We start from the raw sequence: 15,728 nt of genomic DNA, 5'->3' as shown, positions 1-15,728 counted from the left end.
CTAGTTGCGGATCACGGTATGTTGAGGGCCGCTAATTCGACCTCGGCGGACGCGGCCCCGCCGTACTCGTCCCAGAACTCGATGGCACACGGGACCGAGAGGTACCGCAACGAGCGGTCCATGACCTTGAAGTTCTGGCACAGCAGGCGCGCGGAGAACTTCTGGGCGTGGATCATTCGCTTGAACCGCGACGACGTGTTCTTGATCAACATGCTGGGCAATTGGAGGTCGAAGTAGTCCGAAATCGACCATCCCCGCAGTACCGGAATCTCCTCGTTGAGGATGGCCGGCGCGAAGGCGCTGTACGCGAGCTGATTAAAACACAGGATCAATTCCGCCGCATTGAAGTGCCCGGTGGCCCGAATGTAAGCGGATTCGGCGATGCTGAAATTGCCGTACGCCAAGACCGAATCCTCGGTGGCCTTGTAGCTGGCGTCGATGAGATAGCGACATCCCTTGTACGAGTAAGGTTCTAGCACCCGGACGAGGAGGTCCTCCTCGATCGGAGCGGTGTCGCTGATGTCCGCGAAGGATGTCCCGGTTCGGATCGAAGGGGACAGGTTGATGGCAGTCATACTGCGTATCCTGGTGTCTCGAGGCCGTCCAACATGGTCAGCCGGTGGGTGGTCAGATGGCCGGAGGCCGTGCCGTGCTTTGCGCGGTGCATGAGGACGCGGTTGTCCCACAAGATGATGTCGCCAACCTCGTAGTGCTGAGTGTGGATGAATGGTGATTTGAATTCGGGGTCGGTCTGGCCCGTCGCCGCCATGAGTTCCTGCAGGATCGCCGGGTCGAGCAGGTTCCCGTCCTTGTCTTCGATCTTGGTGGTGCCCGTCGCGCAGATGTAGAGGATCTCTTCTCCGGTGTGCGGGTGCCTGATCACCGTGGGCCACTTGATCGGCGGTGTGGTGCGGCTGATTTCGGCCCAGACTTCACCGATGGGCTTGAAGACGTCGCTGGGGCGGATCTTGATGTGCCGCCGCGGGTCGTGGGTGCTGAACGTTCCCCGGACCGGGTCCCGCTGGTCCGCCGGCAGCGATTCCCAGACGCGATTGAGATCGATGAAGTAGGTCCCGCGGTCGCTTCCCGGCACCGTGAGCGGCAGGACCATCGAAAACGCGAACGGCTCCGGCATGAACATGTAGTCGATATGCCAGAACGCCCCCGTCTTCGGGACTCCCTGGCCCTCCTGGGTGGAAGAAACAAAGATCTCCGAGTGGTCCTCGTGGTGGTACATGGGCTCGTAGTAGGGAACGATCTCCCCGATGATCCTGCCGAGCCGGATGAATTCCTCGGGCGACGGGTGAACGTCTTTCAGGACGACGAGCTTGTTCGTGTAAACGATCTCACGCAGCTCTTCGGTGCTTATGTGGTCCAGATTTTTGGGATCGAGCCCGGTAACCTGAGCACCGAGTCCCTCACCTTTCACGTTGAGCGTCATCGGCTGTCTTCTCCTCAATTGCTGTGTCGGTCAATTAGCAGACTGATCCGTGCCGGCGCTCGGATACGGCGCCCTCACACGACTTTCGGCTTCCTAGCCGTGATGCCGCACCTCCTCGACGAGTTCCAGGATGGTGTCGTCAAGGTTGCTGGCCGCGGCCTGACGGATTCTGGACGGACTCTTGGCGAACCTTTCGAACGGCGGGACGCGCCGCCGTGTGCGAAGTCGAATCAGACTGCGGGACAACGTCATCGTTGGTCCAGAGTGTCGAGGCTGTCGGTTGTCCAGGTGGTCGGCAGCAGCGGAACGGTGGTGCCCGTGTCCTCGGACGCGAGCCGGATCATGCCGGCCGCGGTACCGGTGGGTGTCGGCGCGGTGCCGGTAAAACCGAGGGGGCCAGCGCCTGCGCTGCTGGCGGTCGCGGCGTCGGCTGTATCGGCGTCGCCGTCGCTCATGGTGGCGGTCGCGTCCAGGAACTCGTCGCGGTAACCGCGGGCGCCCGCCGCGGCCTTGCTGCGTCGCTTGCGACGGGCCCGCGCCTCAAGCGGGACGGTTCTCGCGGCGGCCGCGGCCGCGGCCGTATCGCTCATGCTGGCAGGCGATTTCGCGCCGATTGTGGGGTCGAAGCTGACGCCCGGTGGCACCAGGCCGGGTACGGCGTAGCCGATGCCGGGCGCCGGGGGAGCCGCGGTCGCGGTCGCGGAGGCGGGTGCTGTCGGCGCGGGGTTGCCGGTCGGTGTGGCGGCGGAACCGGGGGCGACGGAAAGCGGCAGCGCAACCCCGAGATCCAGGCGCGGGCTGAGGGCCGCGACGGGATCGGAGTCGGCGTCGTCGGGCAGCTCGTCGAAGTCGGGCCACTTCAGCAGCAGGGCCAGCGCGCTCAGCGCGCTCAGTGCGCTCAGGGCCGGGGTGAAAAACGGCAGCAGCAGAAGAGAATAGGACGCGTAGTAGGGATACCAGAGGACGTCGTACAACAGCAGGGCGATGACGGCCAGGACGACCGCGGTGGCGGGGCTGAAGCCGAGCCGTTGGAAGAATTCGAGAAAATACTTGTACGGGTCGGCGATGAAATTGAGTAGATCCGTGATCAGCTGGCCGATCGAGTTCAGTATCTGCGGCTGGGTGCTTTCGGCCGCGGCGCCGGGCGCCAGGATGGTCGGCGCCGGCTGGGTGGGTGGCGTCGCCGCGGCGGCCGCCGCGGTGACGGCCTGGTAGGTGGTCATGGTCTGGGCAGCCTGCACCCACATGCGGACGTAGTCGGCCTCGTTCAGGGCGATCGGGATGGTGTTCAGGCCGAAGAAGTTGGTGGCGATCAGGACGGCATGGGTCGCGTGGTTGGCCGCCAGTTCGGGCAGGGTGGGCATGGTTGCCAGGGCGGTGCCGTAGGCGGCGGCTGCCGTTTCGTGCTGTGCGGCCCGCACCGCGCTGTCGATCGAGGACTGCTCGAGCCAGGCCAGGTAGGGCACGTGCGCGGCCACATATTGGGTGGCGCTAGGTCCCTGCCAGCTGCTGCCCTGGACCTCGGCCAGCAGCTGGCCCAACTCGGCGGCCGTCCGGGTGTACTCGGTGCTGAGCTGCTGCCACTGGGCGGCGGCGGCAAGTAGTGATCCCGGGCCTTCGCCGGCGCTCAACAGAGCCGAGTGCACCTCCGGAGGTATCGCCATCCATATCGGCGCGGTCAGGGCTCCACCTCCTCGCACGGGCTACCGGACTCGTGGTGCTTGGCCACTTCCGGCGCCCCACTCGCGGTGTTAGTCGTCCGGCGGACGCGGAAAGTTCCCGCGGCGCGCGATTAGGGTGGAGCCATGCCAGGCGTCGATGCCCGTCATCTCGGCGGCATATCCGAAACCGCGCTGCTCACACTGCATCAGCGCGCGACCGAGGCCGCCCGGCCCGACGGCCTCATCTCCGACCCGATGGCGATCGCCCTGCGCGACGGCATCGACTACGACTATCACCATTTCGGGCGCCTGCACCAAGCGACCGCCCTGCGGGCCCTGGCGTTCGACAACGGCACCCGGGAGTACCTGGCGTCGCACCCGCGCGCCACCGTGATCGCGCTGGCCGAGGGGCTGCAGACCAGCTTCTGGCGGCTTGACAACGGCGAACTGACCTGGCTCTCGGTGGACCTCGAACCCATCGTGCGGCTGCGCCAACAGCTGCTGCCGTCATCCGAGCGGCTGCATTACCGCGCGCAGTCCGCACTCGACTACTCGTGGATGGACCAGGTCGACGACGCCGACGGCGTCTTGATCACCGCCGAGGGTCTACTGCAATACCTGCAGCGCGACGCGGTGTTCGACCTGATCAAAGCCTGCGCCGCACGATTTCCCGACGGCCGGCTGCTCTTCGACAGCATCCCCCGACTGCTGAGCGTGTATTCGCAGCGACGCGGCTTCAAACTCAGCGAGCACTACACGGCGCCCCCGATGCCGTTCTCGTTCACCGCTAACCAATACGACGAGCTGCGCGCCATTCCCGGCGTCCGCGCGGTGCGCGAGCTGCCCGGACCGCCCGGTCGCGGCAAGCTGCTGCGGTGGGCCGTTCCGCTGGCCTACCGGATGCCGCTCCTCGGCCGCCTCCGCGCCCCGGTGACACTGGTCGAATTCGCCACGCCGGGCCACTCGTAGGCTGACGCGGTGCACTCAAGCCAGACACGTCCGTCGCGCCCGGCGGTCCGAACCGGTGTGCTGCCGTGGCTGGCCGCCGGTTGTGTTGCCGCGTTGGCGGGTCTGGCCTGCTACGCGCTCGCCTCCGGGCATCGTGTCTACGACGCGAAGGGCGAGGCATACCCGGGTGTGTTGACCGCGGCGGCCGAGCCGCTGGGCTACTTCATAGCGGCCCTGGCCGGTGCGGTCTGCTTCGGCGGGTTGCTCTACGTCGTCGTCGTTGCGGAACCCGACGGGGACGGGGTCATCGACGAGCGGGCGTTCGCGACGCATTTGCTGATCGAGCGGACGTCGGCGCTGTGGGCGTTCATCGCGATCGCAATGGTGCCGGTGCAGGCGGCCAGCGACGCGGGCGTCTCGGTCGTCCGGCTACTCGGCCGCGGTGCCGTCGGTGACGCGATCGGCGCTTCCGAGATGGCGCGGGGCTGGGTCGCGGTCGTGCTCGGCGCCGTGGCCGTGGCGGTATGCGCCCGGCTGTCGGTGCGGTGGGTCATGCATGTCGTGCTGCTGGTGCCGGCCCTCATCGGCGTCGTCGCCCTTCCGCTCACCGGCAACGCGGGGGAGGGCCCCAACCACGACTACGCGACGAGTGCGGTCATCGTGTTCGCGGCAGCGCTTGCCGGGTTGGCGGGGGTCAAGGTCGCGGCCGCGATCGGCCCGCCCGCCACCGCGCTCGCGCGTCGCGTGCTGTTTCTCGAAACGGTTATGGGCGCCGTCGTTCTCGGCTACGGAGCGCTGCTTTGGTGGATATTGGCCGGTCCGGGCAACCTGGCCGGGACCGCGTACGGCCGCGCCGGCGCCGCCGCCGCCGCGTTGCTGATGTTCACCTGGCTGACGGACCTGAGGTCGCTGATGTCGTCGCGACGCGGCCCGTCGCGATCGGTCGGCGCGCTGACGAGCATCGCGGCGGTGGCACTGGTGTCGTCGATGGCGACGCAGACTGCGCCGCGGCTGCTGGCGCACCGGTTCACGACATGGGACGTGTTCCTCGGGTATGTCCTGCCGAATCCGCCCAGCGTGCTGCGGATCCTGACGGTGTGGCGCTTCGACACGTTCCTCGGCGCGGGTGCGCTGATCCTGGCCGCGGTCTACGCGTTGGGCTACCTCCGGTTGCGGCGACGCGGCGACGACTGGTCCGTCGGGCGCCTGCTCGCATGGACGGCGGGGTGTCTGGCGGTGACCTTCACCACTGGATCCGGGGTGAAGGCCTACGGGTCGGCGATGTTCAGCGTCCACATGGCCGAGCACATGACCTTGAACATGTTCGTTCCCGTGCTGCTGGTGCTGGGCGGACCGGTGACTCTGGCGTTGCGCGCGCTGACGCCCGCTGGGACCGGCCAACCGCCGGGGCCCAGGGAGTGGATCCAGTGGCTGGTGCACTCGAAGGTGACCGCGTTCCTGTCGCATCCCGTCATCGCTTTCGTGCTGTTCGTGGCCTCGCCGTATCTGGTGTACTTCACGCCGGTCTTCGACACTTTGGTGCGCTACCACTGGGGCCACGAGCTGATGAGCCTGCACTTCCTGCTGGTCGGCTACCTGTTCTTCTGGGGCATCATCGGGATCGACCCCGGGCCCCGGCGGCTGCCCTTCCTGGGCCGGCTCGGACTGCTGTTGGCGGTGATGCCGTTTCACGCGTTCTTCGGCATCGCGACCATGACCATGAATTCGGTTCTCGGCGGCCAGTTCTACCGCTACGTCGGCCTGCCGTGGCTGTCCAGCCTCAGCAGCGACCAGCATCTCGGCGGGGCGATCGCCTGGAGCTCGAGCGAACTGCCGGTGATTCTGGTCGTCGCCGCCCTGGTCGCGCAGTGGGCGCGGGAGGATCGGCGCACCGCGTCGCGGTCGGATCGGCATGCCGACTCCGGCTACGGCGATGACGAATTCGACGCCTACAACGCGATGCTGCGCGAGTTGTCGCGCAACCGGCAGCGGTAGCCGGTCAGGAGCCGAAGTTACGCAGCCGCAGGCTGTTCGAGATGACGAAGAACGACGAGAACGCCATCGCTGCACCGGCGACGATCGGATTGAGCAGCCCGGCCGCCGCGATCGGGATGGCCGCGATGTTGTACCCGAAGGCCCAGACCATGTTGAGCCGCACCGTGCGCATCGTCGCGGCGGCCAGGTCCAGCGCCAGGGGCACGACGGCAAGGTCGTCGCGGACCAGGATGATGTCGGCGGCGCCGATGGCGACATCGGTGCCGCGCCCGACGGCCATGCCCAGGTCGGCCCGCGCGAGCGCGGGCCCGTCGTTGATGCCGTCGCCGACCATCGCAACCACGCGCCCGCGGTCGCGCAATTGCTCGATGACCTCGACCTTGCCCTCGGGCAGGATGTCGGCGATCACCTCGTCGATGCCGACCCGGGCGGCCACCGCCGCCGCCGAGGCCGGGTTGTCGCCGGTCAGCAGCATGGTCTGGAAACCGCGCGCGTGCAGAGCCGTCACGGCATCGGCCGCCGAGTCCTTCACGGCGTCCGCCACCGCGATCACACCGCAGACCTCGCCGTCGATCTCGACGAATACCGCTGTTTCGCCCCGCGATTCGGCGCTGTTTCGGGCCTCGAGCAGCGCCGCATCCACGTCTCGGCCGCCCGCGGATGTGATCCAGGCGGGCTTGCCGACGCGCACCGACCGCCCGTCCACCGTGCCGCTGACTCCGCGCCCCGGCACCGCGCGGAAGTCGGCGAGGATGCCTCGCGGTGTCGCCGATGCCGCGATCGCGAGCGCGACCGCGTGCTCGGACGCGGATTCCAGCGTGGCGGCGGCGGCGAGCACGTCGTCGGCGTCCCAGCCCGGCGCCGGCGTTGCCGCACTGACCGTCAGCCGGCCCACAGTCAGGGTGCCGGTCTTGTCGAACACGACGGTGTCGACGGCCCGGGTGGCCTCCAACGAGTTGTAGCCCTTGAGGAATATGCCCAGTTGTGCGCCGCGACCGGAGGCCACCATCATCGCGGTCGGGGTCGCCAACCCGAGGGCGCAGGGGCAGGCGATGACCAGCACGGCCAGCGCGGCCGAGAACGCCCGATCGGTTCCACCGCCGGCGATCAGCCATCCCACCGCGGTCAGGGTCGCGATGGCGAACACGCAGGGGACGAAGACCGACGCGATGCGGTCCGCCAGACGCTGGGCGTTGGCCTTCTGTGCCTGTGCCTGCTCGACCAGCCGGACCATGCCGGCGAACTGCGTGTCGGCGCCCACCGCGGCGGCCTCCACGATCAGCCTGCCGTCGAGCACCGTGGTGCCGCCGATGACGTGTGTGTCCGGAGCCGCCTTGACCGGCTTGGCCTCGCCGGTCATCGCGCTCATGTCCACCGCTGCAGATCCGTCGACGACGAGACCGTCGGCCGCGATCGTCTGCCCCGGCCGCACCACGAAGCGCTGACCCTCTTTGAGTTCGTCGGCCGGGAGCACCATCTCCGACCCGTCCGGTTGCAGGACGGTGACGTCCTTTGCACTCAGCGCCGCCAGGGCGCGTAGCGCGCCGCTCGCCTTCGATTTGGCGCGTGCTTCGAAATATCGCCCGGCCAGCACGAACACCGTGACCCCGGCGGCGACCTCGAAGTAGATGGCGTCGCTGCCGAGCAACGCCTGCCAGACGCCCCTTGGCTCGGCGGACTGATGGTGGCCGAAGACGGTGTACAGCGACCAGATCGTCGCGGCGGTGATACCCACCGAGATCAGGGTCTCCATGGAGGCGCCGTGGTGCATGGCGTTACGCATCGCCACCCGGTGGAACGGCCACGCCGCCCACGTCACGACGGGCAGGGCCAACGCCGTCAGCACCCAAGCCCAGCCCGTGAACCGAGTGCTGGGCAGCACCGCGAACATCACCGACAAGTGGGCGACGGGCACGAACAGCACCGCCGCGACAGCCAGCCGGACCAGCAGGCCACGCGCGTTCTCCTCGTCGGGGTCGACGTCATCGTGGGCGGCGTCCGTCTCGCGCAGCGCCGCCTCGTAGCCCGCCTGGTGAACCGCCTCGCACAGCGTGTCGGACGAGGTGTCCTCGTCGGCGTCGATGGTGGCGACCCGGGTGGCGAAATTCACGCTTGCCTGAACCCCCGGCAGCTTGTTGAGCGTCTTTTCGACGCGCTTTGCGCAGGCGGCGCAGGACATGCCGGTGATCTCGAGTTGTACCTGCCGCACCCCCGCTGCCTGCGTGTCCGTTGCCGCGGTCATCGACATCGTGGCCCTTCACCTCCTATGAACCCGTCGCCCACAAGTCGTCACAGCCGGGCGATAAGTTCCCGAGGCGATCCATCGTCAACGTCCAAACTACCCAGCCCCGCGCTCGTGCCGTGCTGACTATGCGTTGAGTGTGGTGGTTACTCGTACTAATGGGCGGTAGACGCAGAGTCATCGCGACGGCATACCTGCCCGGCGACCAAGCGGCGGTGTTTAGTTTGCGATATGGAGTACCAAACTCGGTCGCAGTGGCAGAAGCGCGTCGTAATCCGCCTGATCGTGGCATTGGTGGTCGGCGTCGTCGTTGCGCTGACGCTTGGCTGCACGACGGGATGGCGGTACGCGCCGGCGGTCGGATGGATCGCGGCGGCGTCCGTCTACCTCGCGTGGACCTGGAGGGTCGCTCTGCCGATGGACGCCGAACAGACACGCCGGCACGTCGGGCCCGAGGACCCGCCGAGGGGATGGGTCACCGACGGCATCATCCTGGCGGCGAGCGTAGCGAGCCTGGCCGGTGTCGGGCACTTGCTTGTCGCGGGCTCGAAGTCCGGGGTGGAAAAGCAGGTCGCCGCGGCGGTCGGAGTGGTGAGCATCGTCGCGGCGTGGTGTGTCATCCACACGGTCTTCGCCGTCCGTTACGCGGACGTCTACTACTCGAACGCGGCGCGGGGGATCAACTTCAACGGAAAAGAGCAGCCGCGGTTCGTGGACTTCTTCTACCTCGCGTTCACCATCGGGATGACCTACCAGGTGTCCGACACCAGCCTGGAGACGGGACGACTGCGCGCCATCGTCCTGTGCCAGGCAGTGCTTTCCTACCTCTTCGGCGCGGTGATCCTGGCGGTCACCATCAATCTCGTTGTCGGGCTGAGCAGCTCAAGCGGCTGATCCGGAACGCTTGTCCAGCCTGTGACGCATTGCACACCTTCGTCTATCTCTACGTCTAGACAGCTGTCCATTTTCCTGGGTAACGTGATTCTCACCCGCTATTCGTTCGGGGCACTCCGGTACACGTAGCTGTGCAGCGCGGTGACAAAGACGTTCGCGTGCGTCGGCATCGACAAATGTGCAGTAGCAAGGGCGGCATCGAATCTTCTTCTACGAAGGGGCCATACAGTGCAACGACTCACCGGTTCGGACGCGATGATGCTCTACACCGAGGCCGCCAACGTGCCCATGCACACGGTTAAAGTCGCGATCGTCGACGCGCCGGCCGCCGGCTTCTCGGTGGACACGGTCCGCGAGGTCCTGCGTCGGCGCCTACATCGATTCGAACCGTTGCGACGGGTCCTCGTCGATACCCCCTACGCGTTCCACCGCCCGATGTGGCGGGAGCATTGTCCGGTGGATCTCGCGTATCACGTGCGGCCACTGCGCTTACCGGCCCCGGGCGGGCGGCGCGAGCTGGACGACGTAATCGCCAAGCTGATCGAGCGGCCGCTGGACCGCAGCCGCCCGCTGTGGGAGATCTACGTGGTCGACGGTCTGGCAGACGGGCGGTTCGCCGTCGTCACCAAGATCCATCATGCGCTGGCCGACGGAGTCGCGACGGCGAATCTGCTTGCCGGCGCGGTGGACCGGCCGGAAAGCGTGAATGCTCCCGAATCCGATGCGCTTCCAACCAGGACCCGACTCCTCTGGGACGCCACCCTTGACCATGTCCGGCAGATCGTCGAGTTGCCGGACCTCTTGCGTTACACCGCGGCCGGTGTGCGCCGGGTCCGCCGCGGCAGGCGCAGCCACGCCGCCGAGCCCGTCAAGGCCCCGAAGTCCTTCATGAATCACCGGCTGACCACCGGGCGCCAGTTCGCAACGGCCAGTATGCCGTTCGCCGACATCAAGCAGGTGACCCGGGAATTGGGCTGCACGGTAAACGATTTGGTTCTGGCCATGAGCGCCGGTGCCGCCCGGGAACTGCGACACCGCTACGACGGCCGCTCCGACTCCCCCCTGGTGGCGATGGTCCCGGTCTGCCTCGACGCGGCGCCGGGGAGAGCGGCGGGGAACAACTTCACCCAGATTGCGGTCGCGCTGCCCGCCGATGTCGACGACCCGTTGCTGCGGGTCGAACACAGCCATGACGCGGCGATCGCCGCCAAGCGGACGCATGCCCTGCAAGGCCCCGAACTCTGGACGCGCTGGTTCGCCTACATGCCGCCCAATTTGGCACGGCTGCTCAGTGGCTGGATGGCACGCACCAACTCGCACAACAAGATGCAGAATCTGATCGTTTCCAACGTCCCTGGCCCGCGCGAATTCGTGACGGTCGCCGGAGCGAAGGTCGCCGAGTTCTACTCCGTGGGCCCGCTGGTCGCGGGCAGCGGACTGAATATCACCGTGTGGAGTTATGCCGACCAGCTCAACATTTCGGTGCTGTCCGACGCGGTGACGCTTGCCGATGCGCACGAGGTCACCGATGCGATGATCTACGAGTTCGGTGAAATCCGATCGGCGGCAATGCTTCTCGATAACCGCCAGGCCAGCGTGGCCTGACTGGACCGCTACGGAAGGACAGCATGAGCACCACCGACACCGACATCCACGCAGCCGAGATTGCGAAATGGGACCCGGGCCTCACCGAGCGCGTCATGGGGATCATCCGACCCGTGCTCAAGCGCTACTTCCGCTCCAAGGTGCACGGCCTCGACAACATGCCCGCGGGCGGCGCGCTGGTGGTTTCCAACCACTCCGGCGGTCAGTTGGCATTCGACGTGCCGGTTTTCGCTATCGACTGGTACGCCGAGCGTGGGTACAGCCGTCCGATCTACACGCTGAGCCACGACATGATCATGGTCGGCCCCATCGGAAACTTTCTGCGGCGCATCGGTTTCATTCCGGCCAACCACGACAACGCGGCGAGCGCACTGCGCAGCGACGGCATCGTCGTGGTGTTCCCGGGCGGTGACTACGACGCCTACCGGCCGACGGCCACGCGCAACGTCATCGACTTCAACGGTCGCACCGGTTACGTGCGGGCGGCGATCGAGGCGGGTGTGCCAATTGTCCCGATGGTCTCCATAGGCGGCCAGGAAACGCAGCTGTTCCTGACGCGCGGCACCTCGCTGGCGAAGCTCCTGGGGCCCATCGCGCGTCTGGGCCGGGCGAAAATTGTTCCGATCACGGTGGGCTTTCCTTTCGGTGCAAGCCTTTTCGTTCTGCCGCCGAATCTTCCGCTGCCCGCCAAGATCGTGACCAAGGTCCTCGAGCCGATCGACATCCGCAAGCAGTTCGGCAGAAACCCGGACGTCGCAGCCGTCGACGCCTACGTGCGCGAGGTCATGCAGGCTGGGCTCGACGAACTCGCCGCCGAGCGTCGCTTCCCGATTCTCGGCTAGCGCGCTGGACGCGTGGATGTAGTAGCGTCTAGACACATGTCCAACGGTATGTCGGTCGAGTCGGCGCGGCGCCGGTTCACCGGTAAGCGCGCCGACACCGTCCTCAAACTCGGCAGCGCCACCCTCGAGGTGCTGCGCGACGTCGGCTACCAGGAGCTGACCCTGCAGGCGGTGGCCGCTCAGGCCGGGCTGGCGCGTGCGACGGCCTATACGTATTTCTCGTCCAAGGAACACCTGATCGCCGAGGTTTTCTGGCGGCGTATGTCGAGCATCGAGCCGGCCGTGGGCGAATCCGACGTGGTGGAGCGGGTCGCGGGCGTGCTGCGTGACCTGGCGTTCATCGTCAGCGATGAGCCTGCCCTGGCCCATGCGGTCGCCGTCACGATGAACAGCGGCGATCCGGATGTGGAACTGCTTCGGATTCAGATGGGCCGCTTCGTCCGCAACCTTCTGCTCTCGGCGGTGGGGGAGGACGCGGACGCGGAATCCGTCGAGCTACTCGAGCTGATCTATGTCGGAGTGATGGTCCGCGCGGCCAGTGGCACCATGTCCTACGCTCAGGTCGCCGACCAGCTTGACACCGCCACACGTCGCATCCTCTCCAGTCCGCAGCCGAAGCCGCGTCGACGCCCGTCCAAACCAGCCAAGACCCGGTAGCTCAGACGGCGTCGCGTTTTGCCGGGTGATCGGCGGGTATCACCCCGTAATGGTCGAGGAGACAAAGCCGGCCCTGCGAGCGGTGGCGCTGGTCTGCAGCCTCAAGCCGAATCCCGCGCCATCCAGCAGCGCGCTGATGGCCGAACACGTGATCGGGCAATTGAAGCGCAGCGACGTCGAGTGCGAGCTGATCCGCTGCGTGGACCACGCGATCGCGCCGGGCGTCGAGGACGACATGGGCCCCGGCGACGACTGGCCGGAGATCCGTCGCAAGGTGCTGGATGCTGACATCCTGCTGCTCAGCACACCGGTGTGGCTGGGCCATCCGTCGAGCATCACGCAGCGCGTCCTGGAACGCCTCGACGCCGAGTTGTCCAACACGGACGACAACGGAACCCCGGCGATGGTCGGCAAGGTCGCGATTGTCAGCGTGGTGGGCAACGAGGACGGCGCGCACAAAGTGGTCGCCGACGTGTTCCAAGCGCTCAACGACATCGGCTTCAGTATTCCGGCGCAGGGCTGCACCTACTGGAACGGTGCGGCGATGGAAACCGCGGACTACAACGACCTCGACGAAGTGCCAGAGCAGATCTCCTCGGCCACCGCCGCGGCCGCCCGCAATGCGGCCCATCTGGCACGCACGCTGAAGCAGCAGAAGTACCCGGCGTACGACGCGTGATCGGTCCGCGAATTTCTACCGGAGAGGACGTAATGAGTCTGCAAGAGACAGAGACTGCGCAGAGCGAGACCGGGATAAGCCGACGACGGGTGTGGGTGACCTGGGGACTCGTGCTACTGACCGTGCCCGCGGCCGCGGCCGTGATGATCTTCGGGATCGGTGCGGCGATGAGCGTGGCCGCGTGCAGCAGCACCCAATGCCCCAACCTGGGGCCGAGTGGCTTGCTCTACGGCGTTCTGCTCTACGGCGCGCCCGTGGTGGCCGTAGTGACCATTGCCGTCAGCATTTTCAGCGCGTCGCGTCGGTGGGGCCTGGCGGTGCCGTTGTGCGGGTTGGCGATCCTGCTCACCGACATCGCGGTCATGGCGATCGTGTTCAGAACCTAGCTGAACCCGACGGACCTAGCTGAAAGCACCTGGAAAGCACATGGCCCCAGCCCGATCGCCGGGCTGGGGCCATGTCGACCAACAGTTACTGGTTGGACTTCTGCCGCTCCTCGGCCGCCTTGGCGGCGCCGCGGGCGGAGTCCGCCTCAGCTTCCTTCTTGGCGGCGTCGCGCTGGGACTCACCCTTGTCCTGCTGGGCCTCGCCCTCACGCTTGACGTCGTCGCGGCCCGTCACGGCGCCGATCACTTCCTTGGCCTTGCCCTTGACGCCTTCCACGACGCCTTCGACCGCTTCCTGGGGTCCACTCTTCTCGCCCATGAATTCCTCCCTGTCATCGCTTCTACGAGGCTGCGAGCGCTCAGTTTTCGACTCCACACAGCCAGCGGCACCTGAGACGAAACCGCGAACCGGTCGCGTCGTTGCGTCCCAGGATTTCCCGCTTCGGGCAGGGTTTCCGGGTGACCGCCCACTCAAACATGTGTCATGGCTCACCCCGGCGCTGTCGCACCAACCTCAGGAGTTAACTTGTCATGCGCGGGTGGATCACGGTTTGGTTACGATGGATCGTCACGATTCCCTAAGAACCAGGCCAAATTTCTGAGAATTCTCAGCTTTGTCGCGGCCCTCTGGTTGTCCGCTTAGCAAAAAGGGCTTATTCGGGTGGCGCATGACACTTGATGGCCCGCCTGCGCCGTTTCGTCCAGCGCGAACACAAGATTGACGCGGTTTCGATTCGGTTACTTTGGATTTCGGGGGATCGGGAACCTCCATGATCGATTCGAGTTCAATTCACCATTCGAAGGACAAATCATGAAATTCAGCAGTGTGCCCGCACGTCGCCGCATCGCCGGCATCAGCGCAGGCTGTCTGCTCGGGGGATTGGCCATCGGCATCGTCGGCGCGCCTTCGGCGGCCGCGGCCGCCGATTGCAGTCCGGAAGGCGTCAACGCCACCGTCTCGTCAGTGACCGGCGCGGCGCGCTCCTACCTGGACGGCCACCCGGGCGCCAACCAGGCGGTAATGGCGGCCTACGGTCAACCGCGTCCGCAGGCGGCCGCGGGATTGCGCAGCTACTTCACCGCCCACCCGCAGGAGTACACCGACCTGCGCGGAATCCTGGCGCCCATCGGGGACACCGAGCGCCAGTGCAACGTGACAGCGCTGTCGCCGGGTCTGGAGTCCGCCTACCACGAGTTCATGGCCGGCTGACCTATTGGCCTGACCCTGTAAGTCATACCTGCGCGCCGCATCTGCGGCGCGCAGGTATGAACGATCCTCCGTGCGGGTAACTTCTGGTAAGTCAACGGAAGTGGGGACGGACATGCGGCTACGGCGCAGCGTGGTCAGTGGCCCGGGAATTGCGCGCAGGCGCTGCGGCAAGGGGTTCGCCTACAGCGACCCGCAGGGCGATCCGGTCTCTGACCCCGACACCCTGCAACGGATCAAGGATCTGGTGATTCCACCGGCGTGGAAGAAGGTGTGGATCAGCCCGCACCCCAACGGACACATTCAGGCCGTCGGCACCGACGCGGCCGGACGGCGCCAGTATCTCTATCACGAGGCGTGGCAGCAGGAACGCGCGGAAGAAAAGTTCGACCGCGTTCTCGAGATGTCCAAGGAACTACCGCGGTGGCGGCAACAGATCGCTAAAGATCTCGCCGGCCGGGGTCTGACCCGTGACCGGGTGCTGGCGCTCGCGCTGTATCTGCTTGACAGGGGGTACTTCCGCGCCGGTGGTGAACGGTATGCGGAGGAGAACGAGTCCTACGGCATCGCCACGCTCCAATGTCAGCACGTCACGGTGGGACGCGACGCTGTCAAGTTCGACTACCCGGCCAAGAGCGGAGTGCAGCGCACGCTCGAGATCGAGGATGCCCAAGTGGTCCGGGCGGTTCGGGCGCTGCAGCGACGGGGTACCGCATCGGAGCGGCTCCTGGTGTGTCGCACCGGATCCCGATGGTCGGAGGTCCGGGCTGAGGATCTGAACGCGCGGTTCAAGGAGTTGGTCGGCGATGAATACACCGTCAAAGACCTGCGCACCTGGCACGGAACGGTGTTGGGCGCCGCGGCGTTCGCCGACGCAGACGCTGCCGTATCGCGCCGGGTGGCCAAGAGGGTGGAGGCCGCCGTCATGCGAGAGGTCGCCGAGGAACTGGGCAACACCCCGGCGGTCGCGCGTGGCTCATACGTAGATCCGCGCGTCGTGACCGGTTACGAACAAGGGGTAACCATCGCCTCCGCAATACGCCGCGCGGAGCGTGCCCGCCACCCGAACGACGCGCAGGAGATCCTGGAGAGAGCGACCCGACTGATGATCGGGCGAGCGGCCAAGGGCGGCAACGCGTCTCGCTCAGCCCTGGCCAAGACGGCGTAAGTG

Annotated in this window: 15 protein-coding genes; 10 read left to right on the top strand and 5 right to left on the bottom strand. The window is 66.6% G+C overall.

Features of this window, described 5'->3' with window-relative positions; translation table 11 throughout:
* Positions 1-11: 11 nt before the first annotated feature.
* The 3 genes from AC5Y5V_RS24955 to AC5Y5V_RS24945 all read right to left on the bottom strand — a co-directional run bounded on the left by AC5Y5V_RS24955 (position 12) and on the right by AC5Y5V_RS24945 (position 3,105).
* The gene (locus AC5Y5V_RS24955; protein WP_499940628.1) at positions 12-575 is read right to left on the bottom strand and encodes an FcoT family thioesterase; all 564 of its coding nucleotides are present in this window, start codon (positions 573-575) and stop codon (positions 12-14) included.
* Positions 572-1,441 carry a (3R)-3-[(carboxymethyl)amino]fatty acid oxygenase/decarboxylase gene (scoE, locus tag AC5Y5V_RS24950; RefSeq protein WP_499940627.1) on the bottom strand — a complete coding sequence of 290 codons (870 nt, stop codon included), beginning with the start codon at positions 1,439-1,441 and terminating at the stop codon, positions 572-574. Before scoE ends, AC5Y5V_RS24955 begins: the two co-directional genes overlap by 4 nt.
* Positions 1,442-1,689: 248 nt before the next feature.
* Positions 1,690-3,105 carry a PPE family protein gene (locus tag AC5Y5V_RS24945; RefSeq protein WP_499940626.1) on the bottom strand — a complete coding sequence of 472 codons (1,416 nt, stop codon included), beginning with the start codon at positions 3,103-3,105 and terminating at the stop codon, positions 1,690-1,692.
* A gap of 141 nt (positions 3,106-3,246) precedes the next feature.
* On the opposite strand from AC5Y5V_RS24945, the gene AC5Y5V_RS24940 reads away from it, so the two are divergent.
* Together AC5Y5V_RS24940 and AC5Y5V_RS24935 are read left to right on the top strand one after the other, a co-directional pair.
* Entirely contained in the window at positions 3,247-4,071 is an 825-nt protein-coding gene (locus AC5Y5V_RS24940; protein WP_499940625.1) for a class I SAM-dependent methyltransferase, read from the top strand.
* A gap of 9 nt (positions 4,072-4,080) precedes the next feature.
* Entirely contained in the window at positions 4,081-6,045 is a 1,965-nt protein-coding gene (locus AC5Y5V_RS24935; RefSeq protein ID WP_499940624.1) for a cytochrome c oxidase assembly protein, read from the top strand.
* A 4-nt stretch (positions 6,046-6,049) separates the two neighbouring features.
* Here the strand turns inward: AC5Y5V_RS24935 and AC5Y5V_RS24930 are convergent, their stop codons facing one another.
* Positions 6,050-8,287 carry a heavy metal translocating P-type ATPase gene (locus tag AC5Y5V_RS24930; protein ID WP_499940650.1) on the bottom strand — a complete coding sequence of 746 codons (2,238 nt, stop codon included), beginning with the start codon at positions 8,285-8,287 and terminating at the stop codon, positions 6,050-6,052.
* Positions 8,288-8,518: 231 nt separating this feature from the next.
* Here AC5Y5V_RS24930 and AC5Y5V_RS24925 point away from each other — a divergent pair, with 231 nt between their 5' ends.
* The 6 genes from AC5Y5V_RS24925 (at position 8,519) to AC5Y5V_RS24900 (ending at position 13,350) form a co-directional block, all read left to right on the top strand.
* Positions 8,519-9,181 carry a DUF1345 domain-containing protein gene (locus tag AC5Y5V_RS24925; RefSeq protein ID WP_499940623.1) on the top strand — a complete coding sequence of 221 codons (663 nt, stop codon included), beginning with the start codon at positions 8,519-8,521 and terminating at the stop codon, positions 9,179-9,181.
* 228 nt (positions 9,182-9,409) lie between these two features.
* A complete protein-coding gene (locus AC5Y5V_RS24920; protein ID WP_499940622.1) occupies positions 9,410-10,786 on the top strand; it encodes a WS/DGAT/MGAT family O-acyltransferase in 1,377 nt (458 codons plus the stop codon).
* A 23-nt stretch (positions 10,787-10,809) separates the two neighbouring features.
* Positions 10,810-11,628, top strand: a complete 819-nt coding sequence (locus tag AC5Y5V_RS24915; protein WP_499940621.1) for a lysophospholipid acyltransferase family protein — start codon at positions 10,810-10,812, stop codon at positions 11,626-11,628.
* A gap of 36 nt (positions 11,629-11,664) precedes the next feature.
* Positions 11,665-12,285: a TetR/AcrR family transcriptional regulator gene (locus AC5Y5V_RS24910; protein ID WP_499940620.1), complete on the top strand. Its 621-nt coding sequence runs from the start codon at positions 11,665-11,667 to the stop codon at positions 12,283-12,285.
* Between the two features lie 49 nt (positions 12,286-12,334).
* Positions 12,335-12,964 (top strand): flavodoxin family protein, encoded by a 630-nt coding sequence (locus tag AC5Y5V_RS24905; RefSeq protein ID WP_499940619.1) that lies wholly within the window; start codon positions 12,335-12,337, stop codon positions 12,962-12,964.
* A 32-nt stretch (positions 12,965-12,996) separates the two neighbouring features.
* Entirely contained in the window at positions 12,997-13,350 is a 354-nt protein-coding gene (locus tag AC5Y5V_RS24900; RefSeq protein WP_499940618.1) for a hypothetical protein, read from the top strand.
* Between the two features lie 85 nt (positions 13,351-13,435).
* Here the strand turns inward: AC5Y5V_RS24900 and mbp1 are convergent, their stop codons facing one another.
* Positions 13,436-13,669, bottom strand: coding sequence for a microaggregate-binding protein 1 (mbp1, locus tag AC5Y5V_RS24895; protein WP_499940617.1), 234 nt, complete (start codon positions 13,667-13,669; stop codon positions 13,436-13,438).
* A 492-nt stretch (positions 13,670-14,161) separates the two neighbouring features.
* On the opposite strand from mbp1, the gene AC5Y5V_RS24890 reads away from it, so the two are divergent.
* Both AC5Y5V_RS24890 and AC5Y5V_RS24885 read left to right on the top strand, forming a co-directional pair.
* Complete coding sequence (locus AC5Y5V_RS24890; protein WP_499940616.1) at positions 14,162-14,560, top strand: heme-binding protein; 399 nt, start codon at positions 14,162-14,164, stop codon at positions 14,558-14,560.
* 112 nt (positions 14,561-14,672) lie between these two features.
* The gene (locus AC5Y5V_RS24885) at positions 14,673-15,725 is read left to right on the top strand and encodes a DNA topoisomerase IB (RefSeq protein ID WP_499940649.1); all 1,053 of its coding nucleotides are present in this window, start codon (positions 14,673-14,675) and stop codon (positions 15,723-15,725) included.
* Positions 15,726-15,728: the final 3 nt, after the last annotated feature.

The organism is Mycobacterium sp. NGS68, from assembly GCF_059812195.1.
Note: the sequence above shows the minus strand (reverse complement) of the source record. Positions and strands in the feature narration are given on the sequence as shown.

Coding starts and splice junctions, on each gene's coding strand:
- AC5Y5V_RS24925 (WP_499940623.1), top strand. CDS start 8,519: ATGGAGTACCAAACTCGGTCGCAGTGGCAGAAGCGCGTCGTAATCCGC.
- AC5Y5V_RS24955 (WP_499940628.1), bottom strand. CDS start 575: ATGACTGCCATCAACCTGTCCCCTTCGATCCGAACCGGGACATCCTTC.
- AC5Y5V_RS24910 (WP_499940620.1), top strand. CDS start 11,665: ATGTCCAACGGTATGTCGGTCGAGTCGGCGCGGCGCCGGTTCACCGGT.
- AC5Y5V_RS24930 (WP_499940650.1), bottom strand. CDS start 8,287: ATGACCGCGGCAACGGACACGCAGGCAGCGGGGGTGCGGCAGGTACAA.
- AC5Y5V_RS24915 (WP_499940621.1), top strand. CDS start 10,810: ATGAGCACCACCGACACCGACATCCACGCAGCCGAGATTGCGAAATGG.
- AC5Y5V_RS24890 (WP_499940616.1), top strand. CDS start 14,162: ATGAAATTCAGCAGTGTGCCCGCACGTCGCCGCATCGCCGGCATCAGC.
- AC5Y5V_RS24945 (WP_499940626.1), bottom strand. CDS start 3,105: ATGGCGATACCTCCGGAGGTGCACTCGGCTCTGTTGAGCGCCGGCGAA.
- AC5Y5V_RS24885 (WP_499940649.1), top strand. CDS start 14,673: ATGCGGCTACGGCGCAGCGTGGTCAGTGGCCCGGGAATTGCGCGCAGG.
- scoE (WP_499940627.1), bottom strand. CDS start 1,441: ATGACGCTCAACGTGAAAGGTGAGGGACTCGGTGCTCAGGTTACCGGG.
- AC5Y5V_RS24905 (WP_499940619.1), top strand. CDS start 12,335: ATGGTCGAGGAGACAAAGCCGGCCCTGCGAGCGGTGGCGCTGGTCTGC.
- AC5Y5V_RS24940 (WP_499940625.1), top strand. CDS start 3,247: ATGCCAGGCGTCGATGCCCGTCATCTCGGCGGCATATCCGAAACCGCG.
- AC5Y5V_RS24900 (WP_499940618.1), top strand. CDS start 12,997: ATGAGTCTGCAAGAGACAGAGACTGCGCAGAGCGAGACCGGGATAAGC.
- mbp1 (WP_499940617.1), bottom strand. CDS start 13,669: ATGGGCGAGAAGAGTGGACCCCAGGAAGCGGTCGAAGGCGTCGTGGAA.